This is a genomic window from Marinobacter sp. V032 (assembly GCF_052645435.1).
In genome coordinates this window covers 58,766-76,974 of record NZ_JBQXYE010000002.1, presented here as the reverse complement: position 1 = coordinate 76,974, position 18,209 = coordinate 58,766, and the positions used below count along the sequence as shown (strand labels likewise).

Genomic DNA, 18,209 nt, shown 5'->3' with positions numbered 1-18,209 from the left:
GTTTATTGTTTGCGGTAAGCGTCAAGCAAAGCCTGGCCATCGGGCCCTGCACGCTCAAGCCACTCTGCGGTCATGGTTTCACCGACCGCCTTCAAGCGCTTTTCCAGCGCATCGGATGGCTCTGCGATATCAATGCCGTTTTCGCGCATGATCGCAATCTTGGCATCGGTCTCTTCTTTACTGGCCTCCCAGCCACGCTTTTCAGCTTCAGCCGCTGCCTCTTCAACAGCCGCCTGGACATTCTCCGGCAGCTTCGCAAACGCACGCGCGTTCACGATAACCATATTCTTGGGGAGCCAAAGCTGGGCGTGGTTAAAATTGGTCAGATAATCCCAGGCCCGGGTGTTCGCGCCGGTAGACGGCGACGTGATCATGGCGTCCACGCGGCCCGTGCCAAAGGCTGTCGGGATGTCCGGAACCTCAACCTGGGTCGGAATTGCGCCCAGCAACTCGGCCAGATGCTCACTCGATTTGTTGTAAGCACGCATTTTCACGCCCTGCAACTCTTCGCCCGTCTCGACCGGGAACTTGGTATAAATACCCTGTGGCGGCCAGGGAACCGCGAACAGCAGCTTCAGACGCTGCCCCTCCAGGCGCTTGGCCAAGATATCTTTGGATGCCTGCCAGAGTTTCCAGGCCTCATCATAATTGCTGGCCAGATACGGCACAGAATCCACCTCAAACAACGGATCTTCGTTCGCCAGGCGCGACATGATCAACTCTCCCATTGGCACCAACCCGCGGCGCACGGAGTTTTTGATCTCAGGATGCTTGATCAGTGATCCGCTGCTATGGACCGTGATATTCAGCTCGCCGTCCGTCGAGGCTTTTACGTCTTCGGCAAACTGGCGGATATTGACCGTATGAAAATTGGAATCGCCGTAAGGCGTTGGCATGTCCCAATCCGTCGCCTGCGCCCCGGCCATTGCAATTGACGACGTAACAGCAGCCAGAGAGACCCACAAGTGCTTCATTCGAATTCGCATATCGTGTCCTCCGGGTGACTGCCGATCCGGTCGAATACCGCGCGCAGCCGCCCTAATTTATTGTTTATAAACGCCATTACGGCGCATCCGGATTGCTTTCCGCCTGTACGGAATCTGTACTTTATTCAACCAAACTAGCGGCGCCCAAAACCCCTGTCAAACTTTTTGATTAGATAATATAGGTGTTTTTACCTTTTTTTATCGATATTTTATCTATACTTTGTTTCTATTAGGACATGACAAACATCGTTCGCTGGCCCATTCTGGGAACACCCCCCATGACAGAATAGCCATAGCCGGGAGACTGACATGCGACTGAACTGTGATATTGGCGAGAGTTTTGGAGCCTGGGCCATGGGTCTGGATGAACAGGTCATGCCATTTATAGATCAGGCCAATATTGCGTGCGGCTTCCACGCCGGCGACCCGATTGTAATGACGAACACGGTACGCTTGGCGATCGCACACGGCGTCACCCTGGGCGCACACCCAGCCTACCCTGACCTGCAGGGATTCGGTCGTCGCGATATAGCCTGCAAACCAGACGAAATCACAGCAATGGTTCTGTACCAGGTGGGTGCGCTCAACCAAATCGCCAACTCGCAAGGCGGACAACTGGCCTACGTCAAACCTCATGGCGCGCTTTACAACAACATGATGCGCGATACCAACATCCTGAACGCGGTGCTGAAAGCACTTAGCCAGTCGCCGCAATCCTTGTCGTTAATGGCCATGACTACTGCGGACAACCGCCCCCTGAAGTCAGCCTGTGACGCCCACGGCATCGATCTGATACTGGAAGCTTTTGCCGATAGAGCGTATGACGCGGAAGGCTACATCGTGCCTCGCAGCCAGCCCGGCGCCGTCCACCACGATCCGGACATAATCGTGCAACAGGCCATTAGCCTCGCCCGTCAACAACCCATCCACACCCTTGACGGCCAACCACTGACCCTGGAAGCCGACTCCTTGTGCGTGCACGGCGACAACCCGGAATCCGTCGCCGCTGTGCGCAGCATTCGGGAAGCACTGCAGGAGCTGGCGTAATGTTCTGGCGTTACGAGGTTACGGGCGTCGATACCATTACCCTGCATTTCGGCGAGAAAATTGACGTCGCATTGGTTTCGACAATTAACAGAGCCGCGGCGGTCCTGCACAACACTCTGGGCGAGCGCCTGCTGGACGCAGTGCCGTCCTACACCACGCTTCTGCTTCGCTATGACCTGTTGCAGGATGACCTGGCCAGCCTTGTTGCTGACCTGAAACCGGCCCTGGATTCGCTGTCGACAGCGGGCAACGAGTCAACAAAACCGCCAGAGGTCGTGGACGTACCGGTATTTTATGATCCCCGAGTGGGGCCGGATCTGGAGAACATTGCCAACCGGGCAAATATCAGCGTTGAAGAGGCTATCAAGCGCCACACAGGCCGGACTTATCACGTGTTTGCAATCGGATTTGCACCGGGCTTTGCCTATCTGGGCCAGGTTGCAGACGAACTTGCCGCGCCGCGACTCTCTACACCCCGCAAAAAGGTACCCGCGGGCACTCTGGGCATCGCAGACACCCAAACCGCAATCTATCCGATCAGCTCTCCCGGGGGCTGGAACCTTATCGGCCGAACGCCACTCACACTGTTCGACCCGGACCGCGCTCGCCCGAGCTTGCTGGAAGCGGGCCAGCAGGTTCGTTTTCGAGCCATCAGCGAATCGGAGTACACAGCGCTGGGTGGCAAGCTGGACGATTTACCTTGGGAAACAGCGGCGGCGAACGCGAAAGGAGACCAGAAATGACGGATCAGCCCCAAGGACTCATCGTTCGCAAACCTGGCTTTCTGAGCCTTTTACAGGATGCCGGGCGAACTCGCGTCATGCACCTCGGCCTTGCCTGCGGCGGTGCAATGGATCGTCACGCATGGGCTTGGGGCAATCAATTGTTAGGCAATCGCTACGGCGCTACAGCTCTGGAAGTCACTTTTGGGGGCTGCGAGCTCACCTGCAACCTGAACACCCAGATTGCTGTTACAGGTGCCGCGGTAACCTGCACAGTGAATGGCGAAGCACGCCCGTTATGGGCAACCCTGAACCTCTACCCTGGAGACGAAATCGCCCTGAGCGCACCCCAATCCGGGCTGCGCGCCTATCTCGCTGTGCGCGGCGGCCTCCAGACAGAAGCCGGACTTGGCGGCAGCTGCGCCACTTTCACCCGCGAAGGCACTGGCGGCCTGCATCACAACGGCAAACCATTGCAGACTGGCGATGTACTGCCCTGCTCTCCAATGACACACGAAGCACCTAATCGAAAAGTCCCCAATCACTGGATTCCCGACTACAACGCCGAAACCGCACTGGACGTCATTCTGGGGGCTCAAGTGGACCGTTTCCCGGCCTGTGCGCTGGAGAGTTTTTTTAGCGAAAGCTATGAGCTCAGCCCCCAAAGCGATCGCATGGGGGCTCGCCTCAACGGCCCAGCTCTGGAGATAAACGGAGAACGACTGATATCCGAAGGCATCAGCCTGGGGGCGATTCAGGTACCGGCGGATGGGCAACCCATCATTCTGCTGAACGACCGTCAGACGATCGGCGGGTACCCTAAACTCGGTGCGGTGACGCCACGCAGCCTGGACGCGCTTGCCCAATGCGTGCCGGGCAGCAAACTTCGGCTCCGCCCCACTTCACTGCATGAAGCCCAGCAACAGGAGCAAACCTTTCTGCGTTTCTTTAACCAATGAACACTTTCGCGGCCCATCCGGGACACAAACGATTTTGGCAGGCATAAAAAAAGCCCTTAGACGATGTCTAAGGGCTTTGATTTGGTACTCCGGGAGGGACTTGAACCCCCACACCTTGCGGCAGTAGGACCTAAACCTACCGTGTCTACCAATTCCACCACCGGAGCATAAAACTGTGTTCTGGCTAAATGCCAGCTCAACGAACCTTGTCGTTGAATAACCAACTCGACTCACTCATAACAGCTTTCTGAGTTCATCCAAATCTATGGATGACTATATAAGCCTATTACCGGAGTTTATCAGATGACATGCACCCGAAAAAAGGAGTTGGGGTGGACGAAGGGGATCGAACCCTCGACCGCAGGAGTCACAATCCTGAGCTCTACCAACTGAGCTACGCCCACCATATCGACATGTTACGGTAGTTGATCCGCAACATCGGGCAACTTACTACCCGATAAGTCCTGTACTGCAAACGTTCAAACTTTGCCTGGGCTTTAGCCTCAACTGATTCAGACTGCTTCCAGCCGGGTTAAGTTGGCGCGCCCGGCAGGACTCGAACCTGCGACCCATGGCTTAGAAGGCCATTGCTCTATCCAGCTGAGCTACGGGCGCGTGCTCTTTCGCCCCATCTGAATTTCCAGGAATTAAAAGTGGTCGGGGTAGAGAGATTCGAACTCCCGACATCCTGCTCCCAAAGCAGGCGCGCTACCAGACTGCGCTATACCCCGATTTCTACTTCCTGAACAACAGTTGCTGTAGCAAAGTTGGCGCAAAGAATACCGGCGGTTTTGCGGTCCGTCAACATGGATTTCATAATACTTTCAAATTAACGGTGATACCGTTTGTTTCTTGATCAATATTACCCAAAATACGACGCAAACCGGTTATCAAATAGCCTCACGCTCCGTTGGCCGAAGCATCGAACCGTGCGACAATAGCGCACTTTCTCAGGATAGCACTTGGCAGCATGGCCCCGAACCGGACACTTAATGTGCCCCTGGCGTGATCCAGACGTTGCCCAACACTTGCGGCGGACAAGCCTACCCGTCAGCCGACACCCTATCCCTCAGTCACCCGTGCGCAGCCCGTTGCTGCTCACCAACCAGAACTGGCAGGTAATGACAGCACAAATTATTGATGGCAAAAAAATCGCGGCTCAAGTCCGTGACGACGTCGCGGAAGGTGTTAAAGCTCGCACTGACAAAGGCCTTCGACCGCCAGGGCTTGCTGTGGTTCTAGTGGGAGAAGATCACGCCTCAAAGGTCTATGTAGGTAACAAGAGAAAAGCATGCGACCAGGCCGGCATATACTCGCTATCCTACGATTTGCCCGCAGACACAACGCAACAGGCACTCGAAGCCCTTATAGACGAATTGAACGAAGACCCTTCGATAGACGGCATCCTGGTGCAACTGCCCCTGCCCGCGCCTCTTGATGCTGACCCGATTCTGGTCAAGATCCGCCCCGACAAGGATGTGGACGGCTTTCACCCATTCAACATCGGCCGCCTTGTTCAACGCCGCCCGGAACTGCGCCCCTGCACACCAGCAGGCATCATCACACTGCTGGACAGTGTTGGTACTCCCTATAAGGGCCAGCACGCCATTATTGTCGGCGCATCCAACATCGTGGGGCGCCCAATGGCGATGGAACTGCTACTCAAGGGCGCCACGATTACGGTCACGCACCGGTTTACCGACAACCTCCCCAAACTTGTCAGCGAAGCGGATATCGTGATTGCCGCTGCAGGCAAACCAGGACTGGTAAAGGGCGAATGGATCAAGCCCGGCGCCACGGTCATTGATGTCGGCATCAATCGCACAGCCGAGGGTAAGCTGATCGGTGACGTGGAATTCGATGTCGCCGCAGAGCGCGCGGCCTACATTACGCCGGTACCTGGTGGTGTTGGACCGATGACGATCGCGACATTGCTGCAGAACACACTGTTTGCCGCAAACGAACTGCACAAGGACTAACGGGCGAACCCGCCAGCCCACAACGCTATTGGCAGACACAAAAAAACCCGCTCGAAGGCGGGTTTTTTTGTGAGCTTTCGCTTACTGACCGTATTTGGCTTTCGCCTTCAAACGGTAAGCATGCAGAAGCGGCTCGGTATAGCCATTCGGCTGCACACGACCTTTCAACACCAGATCGACCGCCGCCTGGAAAGCAACGTTATCGTCAAAGTCTGTTGCCATCGGGCGATACGCCGGATCATTGGCGTTCTGCTTATCAACAACCGCTGCCATGCGCTTCAGCGTTTCCATGACCTGCTCTTCCGAGCAGATGCCGTGGTAGAGCCAGTTGCAAATATGCTGCGAGGAAATACGCAATGTCGCACGATCTTCCATCAACCCTACATCATTGATGTCAGGCACCTTGGAACAACCAACGCCACTGTCGACCCAACGCACAACGTAACCAAGCAGGCCCTGGGCGTTGTTGTCGAGTTCCTGCTGAATATCGGCAGCAGACAGCGATGACGGATCCTTCATTAGCGGCACAGTAAGGATGTCATCCAGACTTGCGCGCGCACGGCTCTCGAGCTGAGACTGAACGTCAGCAACGCTAACCTGGTGGTAATGCAGCGCGTGCAAGGTTGCGGCTGTTGGCGAAGGCACCCACGCAGTATTGGCGCCGGCTTTCGGGTGGCCAATCTTGGCTTCCATCATTGCCGCCATCAGATCCGGCATTGCCCACATACCCTTACCAATCTGAGCGACACCTTTCAGGCCTGCCTCCAGACCGATATCAACGTTCCACTGCTCGTAGGCCTGAATCCAGGCTGCAGACTTGATATCGCCCTTGCGGATGATCGGGCCTGCTTCCATGGAGGTATGAATTTCATCACCGGTGCGATCAAGGAAACCGGTGTTAATGAATACACAACGGTCCTTGGCAGCTTCGATACACGACTTGAGATTAACTGTCGTGCGACGCTCTTCGTCCATGATGCCAACTTTCAATGTAAAGCGCGGCAGACCCAATGCATCCTCAACACGACCGAAGAACTCGTTGGTGAACGCAACTTCTTCAGGACCATGCATTTTCGGCTTAACGATGTACACGCTGCCGGTCTTTGAGTTGCGGATAGCGCCCTCACCCTTCAGATCGTGAATCGCGATCAGAGAGGTCAGCACACCGTCCATCAGACCTTCAGGAATCTCATTGCCATCCTTATCGAGGATCGCATTGATGGTCATCAGGTGACCCACGTTACGGACGAACATCAGGCTGCGACCTTTGAGCGTCAGCTCACTGCCATCTGCCGCGGTGTAGGTGCGATCGCCGTGCATCTTGCGGGTAACCTGCTGACCGCCTTTCTCGAAGCTTTCTTCCAGATCGCCCTTCATCAGACCCAGCCAGTTGCGATACACAACCGTTTTGTCGTCAGCATCAACTGCTGCAACTGAGTCTTCGCAATCCATAATGGTGGTCAGTGCAGATTCGACCAGCACATCTTTTACGTGAGCACCGTCGTCTTTACCGATCGGATGGCTGGCATCAACCTGGATTTCAAAGTGCATGCCATTCTTGACCAGCAGAATACCGGTAGGCTCAGCGGACGCGCCGGTGAAGCCAACGAAGCCGGATTCGTCTTTCAGACCCGTGGTCTCTCCATTCTGGAGCTTGACGACCAGCTTGCCGCCTTCGACCAGATACTTGACGGAATCCTTGTGGCTTCCGTTAGCCAGCGGTGCGGAGGCATCCAGCATGTTGCGGGCATACTCAATCACTTTCGCGCCGCGTACCGGATTGTAGCCGCGACCTTTCTCGGCGCCGTTGTCTTCTGACAACACATCGGTGCCGTACAGCGCGTCGTAAAGGCTGCCCCAGCGAGCGTTTGCTGCGTTGAGCGCAAAACGGGCATTCATGACAGGCACAACCAACTGCGGGCCGGCCATAGTAGCGATCTCGGCATCAACATTGGCAGTCGAAATCTTGAAGGCCGCAGGCTCTTCAGTCAGGTAACCGATGTCGGTCAGGAACGACTTGTACTCGGCCATATCAATCGACTGACCCTTGCGCTCGGTGTACCAGGCATCCATTTTGGCCTGAAAGTCGTCACGCTTGGCCAGCAGCGCCTTGTTACGTGGCGCCAGCTCGTGAATGATGGTGTCAAATTCTGCCCAGAATTTGTCAGCATTTACACCCGTTCCGGGAATCGCTTCATTGTTCACAAAGTCGTACAGGACCTTTGCGACCTGCAGGCCGCCGACTTGGACGCGTTCTGTCATCGTTATCGCCTCAGTGGTTTGCTAAATTCTGTGGAGTCCGCAACGCGGAGTTTCTATTGCCGCTTGGGCCACTCTCTGTTTGCCGGCCATCCGGGCCGGCAAAGTGCGCTTATTCAGAGCGCGGTATTCTACGGGATAATACGGATGAATTCATGCCCGACGCCACGTTGTACCTTCACGTGAGTCATCCAGGATAACGCCCTTTTCCGCCAACTCATCGCGAATGCGATCGGCGCCGGCAAAATCACGATCACGACGGGCCTGTGCCCGGGCTTCAATCTGCTGCTCTATTTCCTCTGGGGACAGGCCATCCTTTCCGCCAGCCTGAAAGTAGACTTCGGGGTCCTGCTGCAACAACCCAAGCACACCACCAAGACGAATCAGCACCGCCGCCAGCGAAGCGGCTTCGGCATCGTCGCCGTCCCGGCGTAGCCGATTAATCTCGGACGCCACCGCGTGCAGCACCGTGTTGGCGCCAGCAGTATTGAAGTCATCGCTCATGACCTCAGCAAAGCGCCGGTCAAACTCTGTCTCGCCCACCGCCTCGGCGGGCACCACTCCACGCAGCGACTGATACAAACGCGCCAAGGTGTTGGATGCCTCTGCCAGATTATCTTCGGAATAATCCACCTGACTGCGATAGTGACTGGACACCAGAAAGTAGCGAACCACCTCCGCCGGGTACTTGTCGAGAATTTCGCGAATTGTGAAAAAGTTGCCCAGTGACTTGGACATTTTCTCTTTATTGACCCGCACGGCGCCGGCATGCATCCAGTAATTCACAAAGTGCTTACCGGTCGCAGCTTCAGACTGCGCGATTTCGTTCTCGTGGTGGGGAAACATCAGATCCGGACCACCACCGTGAATATCAAAGGTGTTGCCCAGGCAGCAGGTCGACATCGCGGAGCATTCGATATGCCAGCCCGGACGCCCCTCACCCCAAGGTGAAGACCAGCTTACCTCACCTGACTTCGCCGCTTTCCATAGCGCAAAGTCTGCAGGGCTGCGCTTCACTTCGGAGACATCCACCCGGGCACCGGCTATCAGATCTTCCAGCTTTTTCTTGCTGAGCTTGCCGTAGGTTTCAAACTTCTGCACCGCGTAATAAACGTCACCGTTATCTGCAGCATAGGCATAGCCTTTATCGATCAGGGTCTGGATCATCTCCAGAATCTGGCCGATATAGGCTGTCGCACGAGGCTCATCGTCAGGCGCCAGCACGCCGAGCGCACGCTCATCCTCGTGCATTGCATCAATCATTCGATCGGTTAGCGCATCAAAAGCCTCACCATTCTCATCTGCACGACGCAGAATTTTGTCATCGATGTCGGTGATATTGCGCACATAGGTGACGTCGTAACCGCGATGACGCAGATAACGTGTGATGACGTCGAACGCTACCAGCACACGGGCGTGACCAAGGTGGCAGTAGTCGTACACGGTCATCCCGCAGACATACATACGCACCTTGCCTGGTTCAATGGTTCTCAGCGCTTCTTTTTTCTGGCTCAGCGTGCTGTAAAGCTGAATGGCGTTATCAGTACTCACTTGCACTTACTTGCCCCCTTTCGCCCAGGAATCGCGCAGGGTCACGGTACGGTTAAAAACAGGCCGCCCACCCTCGGATCGCGCTGCATCAAAGAAGAAATAACCCTCACGCTCGAACTGATACGGGATGTCAGTCAACGGCGTCGCAAGGCTTTTCTCAACACGCGCATTCTGCGTGATCTGCAACGACTCGGGATTAATATGCGTGGCGAAATCCACGTCTTTATCGTTGTCCGGATTTTCTTCATTGAACAGACGATCGTACAGATAGACGTCTGCATCGATACTGTCGGTTGCAGACACCCAGTGGATCACGCCATTCGGTTTGTAGCCCTCAGGGTTGACGCCCAGTGTCGCCGGATCATATTCGCAGCGAAGCTCAACAATCTCGCCCCGGTCATCACGAATAATCTCGCGGCAGGTCATCACGTAACCGCCACGCAAGCGCACTGCCTGATCGGGCGCCAGACGCTTCCACTTGCGCGGAGGCTCTTCGACAAAGTCTTCCCGGTCGATATACAGGGTTTGGGTCCACGGCACCTCCCGGGTGCCCATTTCAGGATCCTGTGGGTGCACCGGCAGGGTCAGGGTTTCGGCCTGACCTTCGGGGTAATTCGTCAGCGTGACCTTCAGAGGCCGCATCACACACATGGCGCGTGGTGCGCGGGCGTTCAGATCTTCGCGGATGGCGTGCTCCAGCATGCCCACATCAACAGTGCCGCCGGCTTTGCTAACACCGACCATATCGCAGAACTGGCGAATCGAAGCCGGTGTAAAGCCGCGACGACGCATTCCCGAGATGGTCGGCATGCGCGGATCGTCCCAGCTCTCGACGTGTCCTTCGTCGACCAGACGTTTGAGCTTTCGCTTGCTGGTAATGGTGTAATTGAGGTTCAGCCGCGCAAACTCGATCTGGCGAGGCTTGCAGGGAACCGAAATGTTATTGATAACCCAATCGTAAAGCGGGCGATGATCTTCAAATTCGAGCGTGCACAGCGAATGGGTAATACCTTCCATTGCATCGGATATCGGGTGCGTGAAGTCATACATCGGGTAGATGCACCACTTGTCACCGGTCTGATGGTGGGATGCATAGCGAATACGGTAAAGAATGGGATCGCGCAGGTTTATATTGGGTGACGCCATATCGATCTTCGCGCGCAACACCAACGCCCCGCCTTCGTGCTTACCATCGCGCATTTCCTGGAACAGTGTCAGGTTCTCTGCCACCGGACGATCGCGATGGGGGCTGTTGCGACCAGGCGAGGTCAAAGACCCACGATACTCCGCCATTTCGTCGGCCGTCAGCGCGCAAACATACGCCAGACCTTTTTCGATCAGCTCCACTGCAGCTGCGTAGATCGTATCGAAATAGTCAGACGCGTAACGCACCTCGCCCGCCCACTCGCAGCCAAGCCATTTCACATCACGGGTAATGGCATCGATGTATTCCTGGGACTCTTTCTCAGGGTTGGTGTCATCAAAGCGCAGCGTGCAATCACCGCCAAAAGTTTCCGCAATGCCGAAGTTCAGGCAGATCGATTTGGCGTGACCAATATGCAGATATCCGTTGGGCTCAGGCGGGAACCGGGTCACCACTTTGCCCTGTTGCTGACCATTGGCAATGTTTTCTTCGATCAGGTTACGGATAAAGTTGTTGGCTTTTTTCGACTCTGCGCTCATATATACTCGTCTGACATGTAAATGGATGGTCAATGGAATGCGGCTATTATACGCATAGATGAGGACGTATCTCATGCACACAGGCGTGCTCTCGCGTACAATTAGGCTTAATTTTTTATCACAGTCTCCATTGCGCCCGCACCGGAAGGTTGTATTGCAGCACTCGCCTGCTGTTTCAGCGTTATGAGACCGACACGTTAAACACCTATCAAGACTGACCCGACCTACAGGACCCCCAAATGATTCTGCTGAAAACCAATCATGGCGATATCAAGATCGAACTGGATTATGACAAGGCCCCGAAAAGCGCCGCGAACTTTGAACAATATGTCAAAGATGGCTTTTATGACGGCCTGATCTTCCATCGCGTCATCGGCAATTTCATGATTCAGGGCGGCGGTTTTGAACCGGGCATGATCCCCCGCAAAACCGGCGAGCCCATTCGCAATGAAGCCAACAATGGCCTCAGCAACATGATCGGCACGGTTGCCATGGCACGCACCATGGATCCTCACTCAGCGACCGCGCAGTTTTTCATCAACGTCGAGAACAACGGTTTTCTTGACCATACCGCTGAAACTCCGGAAGGCTGGGGCTATACCGTATTCGGCAAGACCGTCGACAGCATGGACACCATCAACAGCATTCGTGGCGTGCGCACCACCATGATCCAGGGCCATCAGGATGTTCCGGCTGAGGAAGTGATTATCGAGAGTGCAGAAATCATCGAGGACGGAGGCGCAGCGTGACCACGCTGTTTATCTCGGACCTGCACCTCGTAGAATCGCGCCCGGATATTACCCGCGCCTTTCTGAACTTTCTTGAGCAGCGCGCTGCTAAAGCCGAAACTCTCTATATTCTGGGCGACTTTTTTGAAGCCTGGATCGGTGACGACGAGCACACACCGCTGCAGGATGAAGTGGCAGCAGCGCTGCGCAAGCTGACTGATGGCGGCACACGCCTCTACCTGATGCATGGAAACAGGGACTTCCTGATTGGTAACGCTTTCTGCGACAGCGTCGGCGGTGAACTGCTCGATGATCCAACGGTGATTGATCTTTATGGCACCCCCACCCTGATAATGCATGGCGACAGCCTGTGCACAGCGGATGTGGAATACCAGAAGTTCAGAGCCAGCATGCGCAACGCCCAGTGGCAGGAGATGTTCCTCAAGCGTCCGCTGGCCGACAGGCAACTGGTTGCCCGCCAACTACGCGAAATCAGCATGGCCAAGAACAAGGGCAAAGACGAGTTCATCATGGACGTGACACCGGAAGAAGTCGTCAAGGACATGGAGTCTCACAAGGTCCAACTTATGATACACGGTCACACGCACCGCCCTGCAGTGCATGACCATGAGGCCAACGGCCAACCTGCGCAGCGTATTGTGCTAGGCGACTGGGACAAGCATGTCTGGTGGCTGGAAGCGGAACCTGATCGCAAGCCTGAACTGAAGAAAGAGCCGCTCTGACAGGCCGGCAAACAAAAAAAGGGGCCAATTGGCCCCTTTTTCTATGCCCCGCGTTTACAGCGCGGGGACTAGCGCATAACGTCGCATTATTTCTCTACGAACGCCCGCTCAATCACGTAATGTCCAAGGTCGCCCTGACGCGCTTCCTTGAAGCCCTGCGCATCGAGAATTGCACAGGTGTCCTTCAACATGCTCGGGCTACCGCAAATCATGAAGCGGTCGTCCTCGGTATTGAACTCAGGCAAACCCAGATCCGACATCAACTTGCCACTTGCCATCAGGTCCGTCAGGCGCCCCTGGTTACGGAAAGCCTCTCGGGTAACCGTTGGGTAGTAAAGCAGCTTGCCGTGCACCATCTCGCCGAAAAATTCGTTATCAGGCAAACCGCTGATTTCCTCCTGATAAGCCAGCTCAGATACATGGCGCACACCGTGCGTCACAATCACTTTATCAAAACGCTCATAAACCTCGGGATCCTTGATGATGCTCAGGAACGGCGCCAGCCCTGTTCCAGTGCTGATCAGGTACAGGTTACGCCCTGGCAACAGTTGATCAACGATCAGGGTACCCGTCGGTTTACGACTCACAAGGATCTCGTCGCCGACTTCGATTTTCTGCAGCTTGGACGTTAACGGGCCGTCCTGCACCTTGATGGAGAAGAACTCAAGCTCCTCTTCATAATTGGCACTGGCAATACTGTAAGCGCGCATCAGCGGCTTACCTTCGGTTTCCAGACCGATCATGATGAAGTGACCATTCTTGAAACGGAAGCCGGCATCCCGGGTTGTCTTGAAACTGAACAGGGTATCGTTCCAGTGACGGACACTGGTGACACGCTCGAGATTCATATTGCTCATTGCGATTACTCCGCTGATGAGAGGCATAATTTCAGGTTGAGAGCAGTCTACCGCAAGAGTAACCTATCGACAAAATGGGATATTTTCATAACCTTATTCGGAATTATCGATAATGAAATATACATTCCGCCAACTGGAAGTTTTTTTAGCTGCTGCCAGCATGGAAAACATCACCAAAGCTGCGGAATCACTGGCCATGTCGCAATCCGCCGCAAGCAGTGCACTGAAGGAGCTCGAGTCCCAGTTCGACATTCTGCTTTTCGATCGTGTCGGTAAACGCTTACAACTCAACGAGCTCGGCAGGCTTTTTCGCCCGCAGGTTGAAGCACTTCTGGCCCAGGGCGCCGAGCTCCAGCAAGCATTCAGTCAGCATGCGGAGGCAGGCGCCCTTAAAGTCGGCGCTACCCTGACTATTGGCAACTACCTTGCCGTTGGTGTCATGGCGAACTACATGCGTACCCAGCCGCACGCCCGCGTATCGCTGGAAGTCGCAAACACCAGCACCATTGCCCGCCGCGTGAAAGATTTCGAACTGGATATCGGCCTTATAGAAGGCGAGCTTCAATCGGCAGAGCTGGAGGTTATACCCTGGCGGTCGGATGAACTCGTGGTGTTTTGTGCACCGGATCATCCTCTCGCCCGCAGAAAGCGACTCGGAGATGACGATCTGCGTGAAGCGACCTGGATCATGAGGGAGCCGGGATCCGGCACCCGGCAAACATTCGAGCGAGGGATGCACGGCATACTGTCCGACCTGAACATCCTGCTTGAGCTTGAGCATACCGAAGCAATCAAGCGGGCGGTAGAGGCAAACCTGGGCATTGGCTGCCTGTCCCGGGTATGCCTCGCAGACGCCTTCCGGCGAGGCAGTCTGGTGCCGTTAAATGTACCGGAGTACCGCCAGTTTGATCGTCAGTTCTACTTTATTCTGCATCGACAGAAATACCGCAGCGCCGGCATAGCCAGCTGGATGGAACTCTGCCGGGCACTTCAGACAGACAACAAAGACTGATGTTGCAACGCCTGCTTATTGCTCGATAGGCCCACTGTGAAATCGGAATTCGGTGTCAGGCGACTGAATCAACTCCTTCTCGATTTCAAGAAACAGCTCAACCCGGTCATCAATCGGCTCATCAGAGGCTTTTTCGGCCAGCGTCAGGTAATCACGGTAGTGCCGCGCCTCTGATTTCAGCAGACTGCTATAAAAGGATGCCAGCTCATCGTCAAGATGCGGCACCAACGCCGCGAAACGCTCGCACGAGCGTGCTTCGATAATGGCGCCAACCACCATGACATCAACCAGACGCCCCGGATCATCCTGCCGGATCTCTTTTCGCAGCCCCGTTGCGTAACGCGCCGCGGTCAGGTGACCATACTGAATGCCGCGCTTGTTGATAATCGCCAACACCTGCTCGAAATGACGCAGTTCTTCGCGCGCAAGTCTGGACATCCGGTTCAGCAGATCGGAATTCTCCACATACCGGTACATCAAGCCTAACGCCGTGGACGCGGCCTTCTTTTCACAGTGCGCGTGATCGATCAACATGATGTCCTGTGCGTCCAGGGCGTTCTCTATCCATCTGGACGGCGTCGGACACCGCAAAAAATCGTGTATTTCAGCGAGTGCGGCTTGCATATTCTGGGTTCCCCTACTTCCGATGGCGGGCATTATACACAAAGCCTACCGGTTGAATTCGGTCGGCTTGAAACAGCTAAAACAGCGCCTGCAAACGGCCGTTTGCAGCGTGCGCATTTACCGGAAGTTGACCTGACAACAATCGCCCAGCTTAACTTTTCACCGCGTTTCCTATAAAATCCTGCGCCTGAACTAACGCCCAGGGAACCAAAGACGGCTCCCTAATCAACTATAAACCCCCCGTTATAAAGAAGGAGCCACTGAATAAGTAACTTGCCTGTCGCTGTGGCCGTCTTCCGAGACACCTTTATCTTCCCGGCGACCTGCGTAACCTATTTATTCAGTGCCTCCTCTCCACACTGCGGGGCATCCTAACTGATGAGGGTCTTACCGTGTTAGAAGCATACCGTGCACACGTCGAAGAGCGCGCAGCTCAGGGCATTCCTCCCAAGCCGCTGAACGCCGAGCAAACTGCCGCGCTGGTTGAACTACTGAAAAACCCGCCTGCTGGCGAAGAAGATACGCTGGTTGATCTGCTGGAAAATCGCGTCCCACCCGGGGTCGACGAAGCCGCGTACGTCAAAGCCGCTTTCCTGACAGCAATCCTCAAGGATGAAGCCACTTCACCGCTGATCGACAAGCCCAAAGCCATTCAGTTGCTGGGCATGATGCAGGGTGGCTACAACATTGCCACTCTGGTTGAGCAGCTGGACAACGCCGAACTGGCGGAACTGGCTGCAGTGCAGCTCAAGAAAACCCTGCTGATGTTCGACGCCTTCAATGATGTGAAGGACAGAATGGACGCTGGCAACGCCGTCGCCAAAGAGATCATGGAATCCTGGGCCAACGCTGAGTGGTTTACCGGCAAGAAAAAAGTACCTGAAAGCATCAAGATGACCGTTTTCAAGGTGACCGGTGAAACCAACACTGACGACCTGTCACCTGCTCCTGATGCCTGGTCACGTCCTGACATCCCGCTGCATGCCCGCGCTGCCTACAAGATGGAACGCGATGGCCTGAAGCCGGAACAGCCAGGCCAGGTTGGCCCAATGAGCCAGATCGACGAAATCAAGGCCAAAGGCCTGCCGGTTGCCTTCGTAGGTGACGTGGTCGGTACCGGTTCTTCGCGCAAGTCTGCAACCAACTCGGTACTCTGGTTCTTCGGTGAAGATATGCCGGGCGTGCCCAACAAGCGCAGCGGCGGTGTCTGTATCGGTAACAAGGTCGCGCCTATTTTCTTCAACACGATGGAAGATGCCGGCGCACTGGTTTTCGAAGCACCTGTTGATGACATGCACATGGGCGATGTGATTGATATCCGTCCCTATGAAGGCAAGATCCTGAACGAGAATGGCGATGTCATCTCCGAGTTCGGATTCAAATCAGACGTTATCCTGGACGAAGTTCAGGCCGGCGGCCGTATCCCGCTGATCATCGGCCGCGGTCTGACCAACAAGGCCCGCGAAACGCTGGGGCTGGGCGCTACTGACCTGTTCCGTCTGCCAAAAGATCCTGAAGAAGGCACCAAAGGCTTCACCCTCGCCCAGAAAATGGTCGGCAAGGCGTGTGGTCTGCCAGAAGGCAAAGGCGTTCGTCCGAACACCTACTGCGAACCCAAGATGACAACGGTTGGCTCTCAGGACACCACCGGTCCGATGACCCGTGATGAGCTGAAAGACCTGGCCTGCCTTGGTTTCCAGTCTGATCTGGTCATGCAGTCGTTCTGTCACACCGCGGCTTATCCGAAGCCGGTTGACGTTGAAATGCAGCACACCATGCCTGACTTCATCCAGACCCGTGGCGGTGTTGCCCTGCGTCCTGGCGACGGCATCATCCACTCCTGGCTGAACCGTATGCTACTGCCTGACACTGTCGGCACCGGCGGCGACTCCCACACCCGCTTCCCGATGGGTATCTCCTTCCCTGCGGGTTCAGGCCTGGTGGCTTTCGCAGCGGCGACCGGCGTTATGCCACTGGACATGCCTGAATCTGTGCTGGTTCGCTTCAAAGGCGAAATGCAGCCAGGCATCACCCTGCGTGATCTGGTACACGCCATTCCGCTGTACGGCATCAAGCAAGGCATGCTGACCGTTGAGAAGAAAGGCAAGATCAACGAATTCTCCGGTCGTGTACTGGAAATCGAAGGTCTTGAGAGCCTGACTGTCGAGCAGGCATTTGAACTGTCAGACGCCTCTGCAGAGCGGTCTGCGGCTGGTTGCACCATCAACCTGTCGGAAGATTCAGTTGCCGAGTACCTGCGTTCCAACATCACTATGCTGCGCTGGATGATTGCCGAAGGTTACGGCGATCCACGTACGCTTGAGCGTCGCGCCAAGGCGATGGAAGCGTGGCTGGCTGAGCCTTCACTGATGCGTGCAGACAAAGATGCTGAATACGCTCACGTGATCGAAATTGATCTGGCTGACATCAAAGAGCCAATCGTGTGCTGCCCGAACGACCCTGACGACGCCAAGCTGCTGTCAGAAGTCGCTGGCGACAAGGTTGACGAAGTGTTCATCGGCTCTTGCATGACCAACATCGGTCACTTCCGCGCAGCAGGTAAACTGCTTGAGCAGAACAAGGAACCGCTGAAAACCCGTCTGTGGATGTCACCGCCAACCAAGATGGACGAAGCCCAGCTGATGGAAGAAGGCTATTTCAACATCTACGGCACTGCCGGTGTGCGTACCGAAATGCCAGGCTGCTCACTGTGTATGGGTAACCAGGCGCGTGTGGCTGCCAAGTCTACGGTGCTGTCGACCTCTACCCGTAACTTCCCGAACCGTCTGGGTGATGGTGCCAACGTGTACCTGACCTCTGCGGAACTGGCTGCGGTAGGCGCGGTTCTGGGTAAACTGCCCAGCCCTGCGGAGTACATGGAGTACGCCAAGGACCTGAACAGCATGTCGAAAGACATCTACAAGTACCTGAACTTTGATCAAATGGAAAAGTACACTTCCAAGGCTGCCACGGCTAACGCCGAATCAGCCTGATCAACAGGTAAGTTGAAGGGTTGAAAGCCCTGAAAAACGCCAGCCTTTCGGGGCTGGCGTTTTTTT

The 18,209-nt window shown here is 55.3% G+C and carries 14 protein-coding genes and 4 tRNA genes; 8 read left to right on the top strand and 10 right to left on the bottom strand.

Annotated elements, in window-relative coordinates; translation table 11 throughout:
* Window positions 1–2: 2 nt before the first annotated feature.
* A complete protein-coding gene (locus ACUN9X_RS11970) occupies window positions 3–986 on the bottom strand; it encodes a TRAP transporter substrate-binding protein (protein WP_445473255.1) in 984 nt (327 codons plus the stop codon).
* A gap of 309 nt (window positions 987–1,295) precedes the next feature.
* On the opposite strand from ACUN9X_RS11970, the gene ACUN9X_RS11965 reads away from it, so the two are divergent.
* From ACUN9X_RS11965 to ACUN9X_RS11955, 3 genes are read left to right on the top strand one after another with little or no spacing between them, the layout of a single operon-like run.
* On the top strand, window positions 1,296–2,033 hold the full coding sequence (locus tag ACUN9X_RS11965) for a 5-oxoprolinase subunit PxpA (protein ID WP_445473254.1): 738 nt from the start codon (window positions 1,296–1,298) through the stop codon (window positions 2,031–2,033).
* Window positions 2,033–2,776, top strand: a complete 744-nt coding sequence (gene pxpB, locus ACUN9X_RS11960; protein WP_445473253.1) for a 5-oxoprolinase subunit PxpB — start codon at window positions 2,033–2,035, stop codon at window positions 2,774–2,776. Before ACUN9X_RS11965 ends, pxpB begins: the two co-directional genes overlap by 1 nt.
* Window positions 2,773–3,714 (top strand): 5-oxoprolinase subunit C family protein, encoded by a 942-nt coding sequence (locus ACUN9X_RS11955; RefSeq protein WP_445473252.1) that lies wholly within the window; start codon window positions 2,773–2,775, stop codon window positions 3,712–3,714. The genes pxpB and ACUN9X_RS11955 overlap by 4 nt, the downstream gene beginning before the upstream one ends.
* 82 nt (window positions 3,715–3,796) lie before the next feature.
* Here ACUN9X_RS11955 and ACUN9X_RS11950 read toward each other — a convergent pair.
* The 4 genes from ACUN9X_RS11950 to ACUN9X_RS11935 form a co-directional block, all read right to left on the bottom strand.
* Window positions 3,797–3,881 (bottom strand) — tRNA-Leu (locus ACUN9X_RS11950).
* Window positions 3,882–4,042: 161 nt separating this feature from the next.
* A tRNA-His gene (locus ACUN9X_RS11945) sits at window positions 4,043–4,118 on the bottom strand.
* Window positions 4,119–4,252: 134 nt separating this feature from the next.
* Window positions 4,253–4,329 (bottom strand) — tRNA-Arg (locus ACUN9X_RS11940).
* 39 nt (window positions 4,330–4,368) lie between these two features.
* Window positions 4,369–4,445 (bottom strand) — tRNA-Pro (locus ACUN9X_RS11935).
* 390 nt (window positions 4,446–4,835) lie between these two features.
* Here ACUN9X_RS11935 and folD point away from each other — a divergent pair.
* A complete protein-coding gene (gene folD / locus ACUN9X_RS11930) occupies window positions 4,836–5,693 on the top strand; it encodes a bifunctional methylenetetrahydrofolate dehydrogenase/methenyltetrahydrofolate cyclohydrolase FolD (protein ID WP_445473251.1) in 858 nt (285 codons plus the stop codon).
* Between the two features lie 81 nt (window positions 5,694–5,774).
* Here the strand turns inward: folD and ACUN9X_RS11925 are convergent, their stop codons facing one another.
* From ACUN9X_RS11925 to ACUN9X_RS11915, 3 genes are all read right to left on the bottom strand, one after another.
* Window positions 5,775–7,955 carry a malate synthase G gene (locus ACUN9X_RS11925; protein ID WP_445473250.1) on the bottom strand — a complete coding sequence of 727 codons (2,181 nt, stop codon included), beginning with the start codon at window positions 7,953–7,955 and terminating at the stop codon, window positions 5,775–5,777.
* A 150-nt stretch (window positions 7,956–8,105) separates the two neighbouring features.
* Window positions 8,106–9,503, bottom strand: a complete 1,398-nt coding sequence (gene cysS, locus ACUN9X_RS11920) for a cysteine--tRNA ligase (RefSeq protein WP_445473470.1) — start codon at window positions 9,501–9,503, stop codon at window positions 8,106–8,108.
* A gap of 6 nt (window positions 9,504–9,509) precedes the next feature.
* Entirely contained in the window at window positions 9,510–11,186 is a 1,677-nt protein-coding gene (locus ACUN9X_RS11915) for a glutamine--tRNA ligase/YqeY domain fusion protein (RefSeq protein ID WP_445473249.1), read from the bottom strand.
* Between the two features lie 239 nt (window positions 11,187–11,425).
* Here ACUN9X_RS11915 and ACUN9X_RS11910 point away from each other — a divergent pair, with 239 nt between their 5' ends.
* Together ACUN9X_RS11910 and ACUN9X_RS11905 are read left to right on the top strand one after the other, a co-directional pair.
* Window positions 11,426–11,935: a peptidylprolyl isomerase gene (locus ACUN9X_RS11910; RefSeq protein WP_260037906.1), complete on the top strand. Its 510-nt coding sequence runs from the start codon at window positions 11,426–11,428 to the stop codon at window positions 11,933–11,935.
* Window positions 11,932–12,657 carry a UDP-2,3-diacylglucosamine diphosphatase gene (locus ACUN9X_RS11905; protein WP_260037907.1) on the top strand — a complete coding sequence of 242 codons (726 nt, stop codon included), beginning with the start codon at window positions 11,932–11,934 and terminating at the stop codon, window positions 12,655–12,657. Before ACUN9X_RS11910 ends, ACUN9X_RS11905 begins: the two co-directional genes overlap by 4 nt.
* 86 nt (window positions 12,658–12,743) lie before the next feature.
* On the opposite strand, the gene ACUN9X_RS11900 is transcribed toward ACUN9X_RS11905, so the two are convergent.
* Window positions 12,744–13,514: a ferredoxin--NADP reductase gene (locus ACUN9X_RS11900; protein ID WP_260037908.1), complete on the bottom strand. Its 771-nt coding sequence runs from the start codon at window positions 13,512–13,514 to the stop codon at window positions 12,744–12,746.
* 112 nt (window positions 13,515–13,626) lie between these two features.
* Here ACUN9X_RS11900 and ACUN9X_RS11895 point away from each other — a divergent pair, with 112 nt between their 5' ends.
* Entirely contained in the window at window positions 13,627–14,526 is a 900-nt protein-coding gene (locus tag ACUN9X_RS11895; protein ID WP_445473248.1) for a LysR family transcriptional regulator, read from the top strand.
* A gap of 15 nt (window positions 14,527–14,541) precedes the next feature.
* Here the strand turns inward: ACUN9X_RS11895 and ACUN9X_RS11890 are convergent, their stop codons facing one another.
* Window positions 14,542–15,150, bottom strand: a complete 609-nt coding sequence (locus ACUN9X_RS11890; RefSeq protein WP_445473247.1) for a tRNA-(ms[2]io[6]A)-hydroxylase — start codon at window positions 15,148–15,150, stop codon at window positions 14,542–14,544.
* A gap of 392 nt (window positions 15,151–15,542) precedes the next feature.
* Between ACUN9X_RS11890 and ACUN9X_RS11885 the strand changes: the two genes are divergently transcribed.
* Entirely contained in the window at window positions 15,543–18,143 is a 2,601-nt protein-coding gene (locus ACUN9X_RS11885) for a bifunctional aconitate hydratase 2/2-methylisocitrate dehydratase (protein ID WP_260037911.1), read from the top strand.
* Window positions 18,144–18,209: the final 66 nt, after the last annotated feature.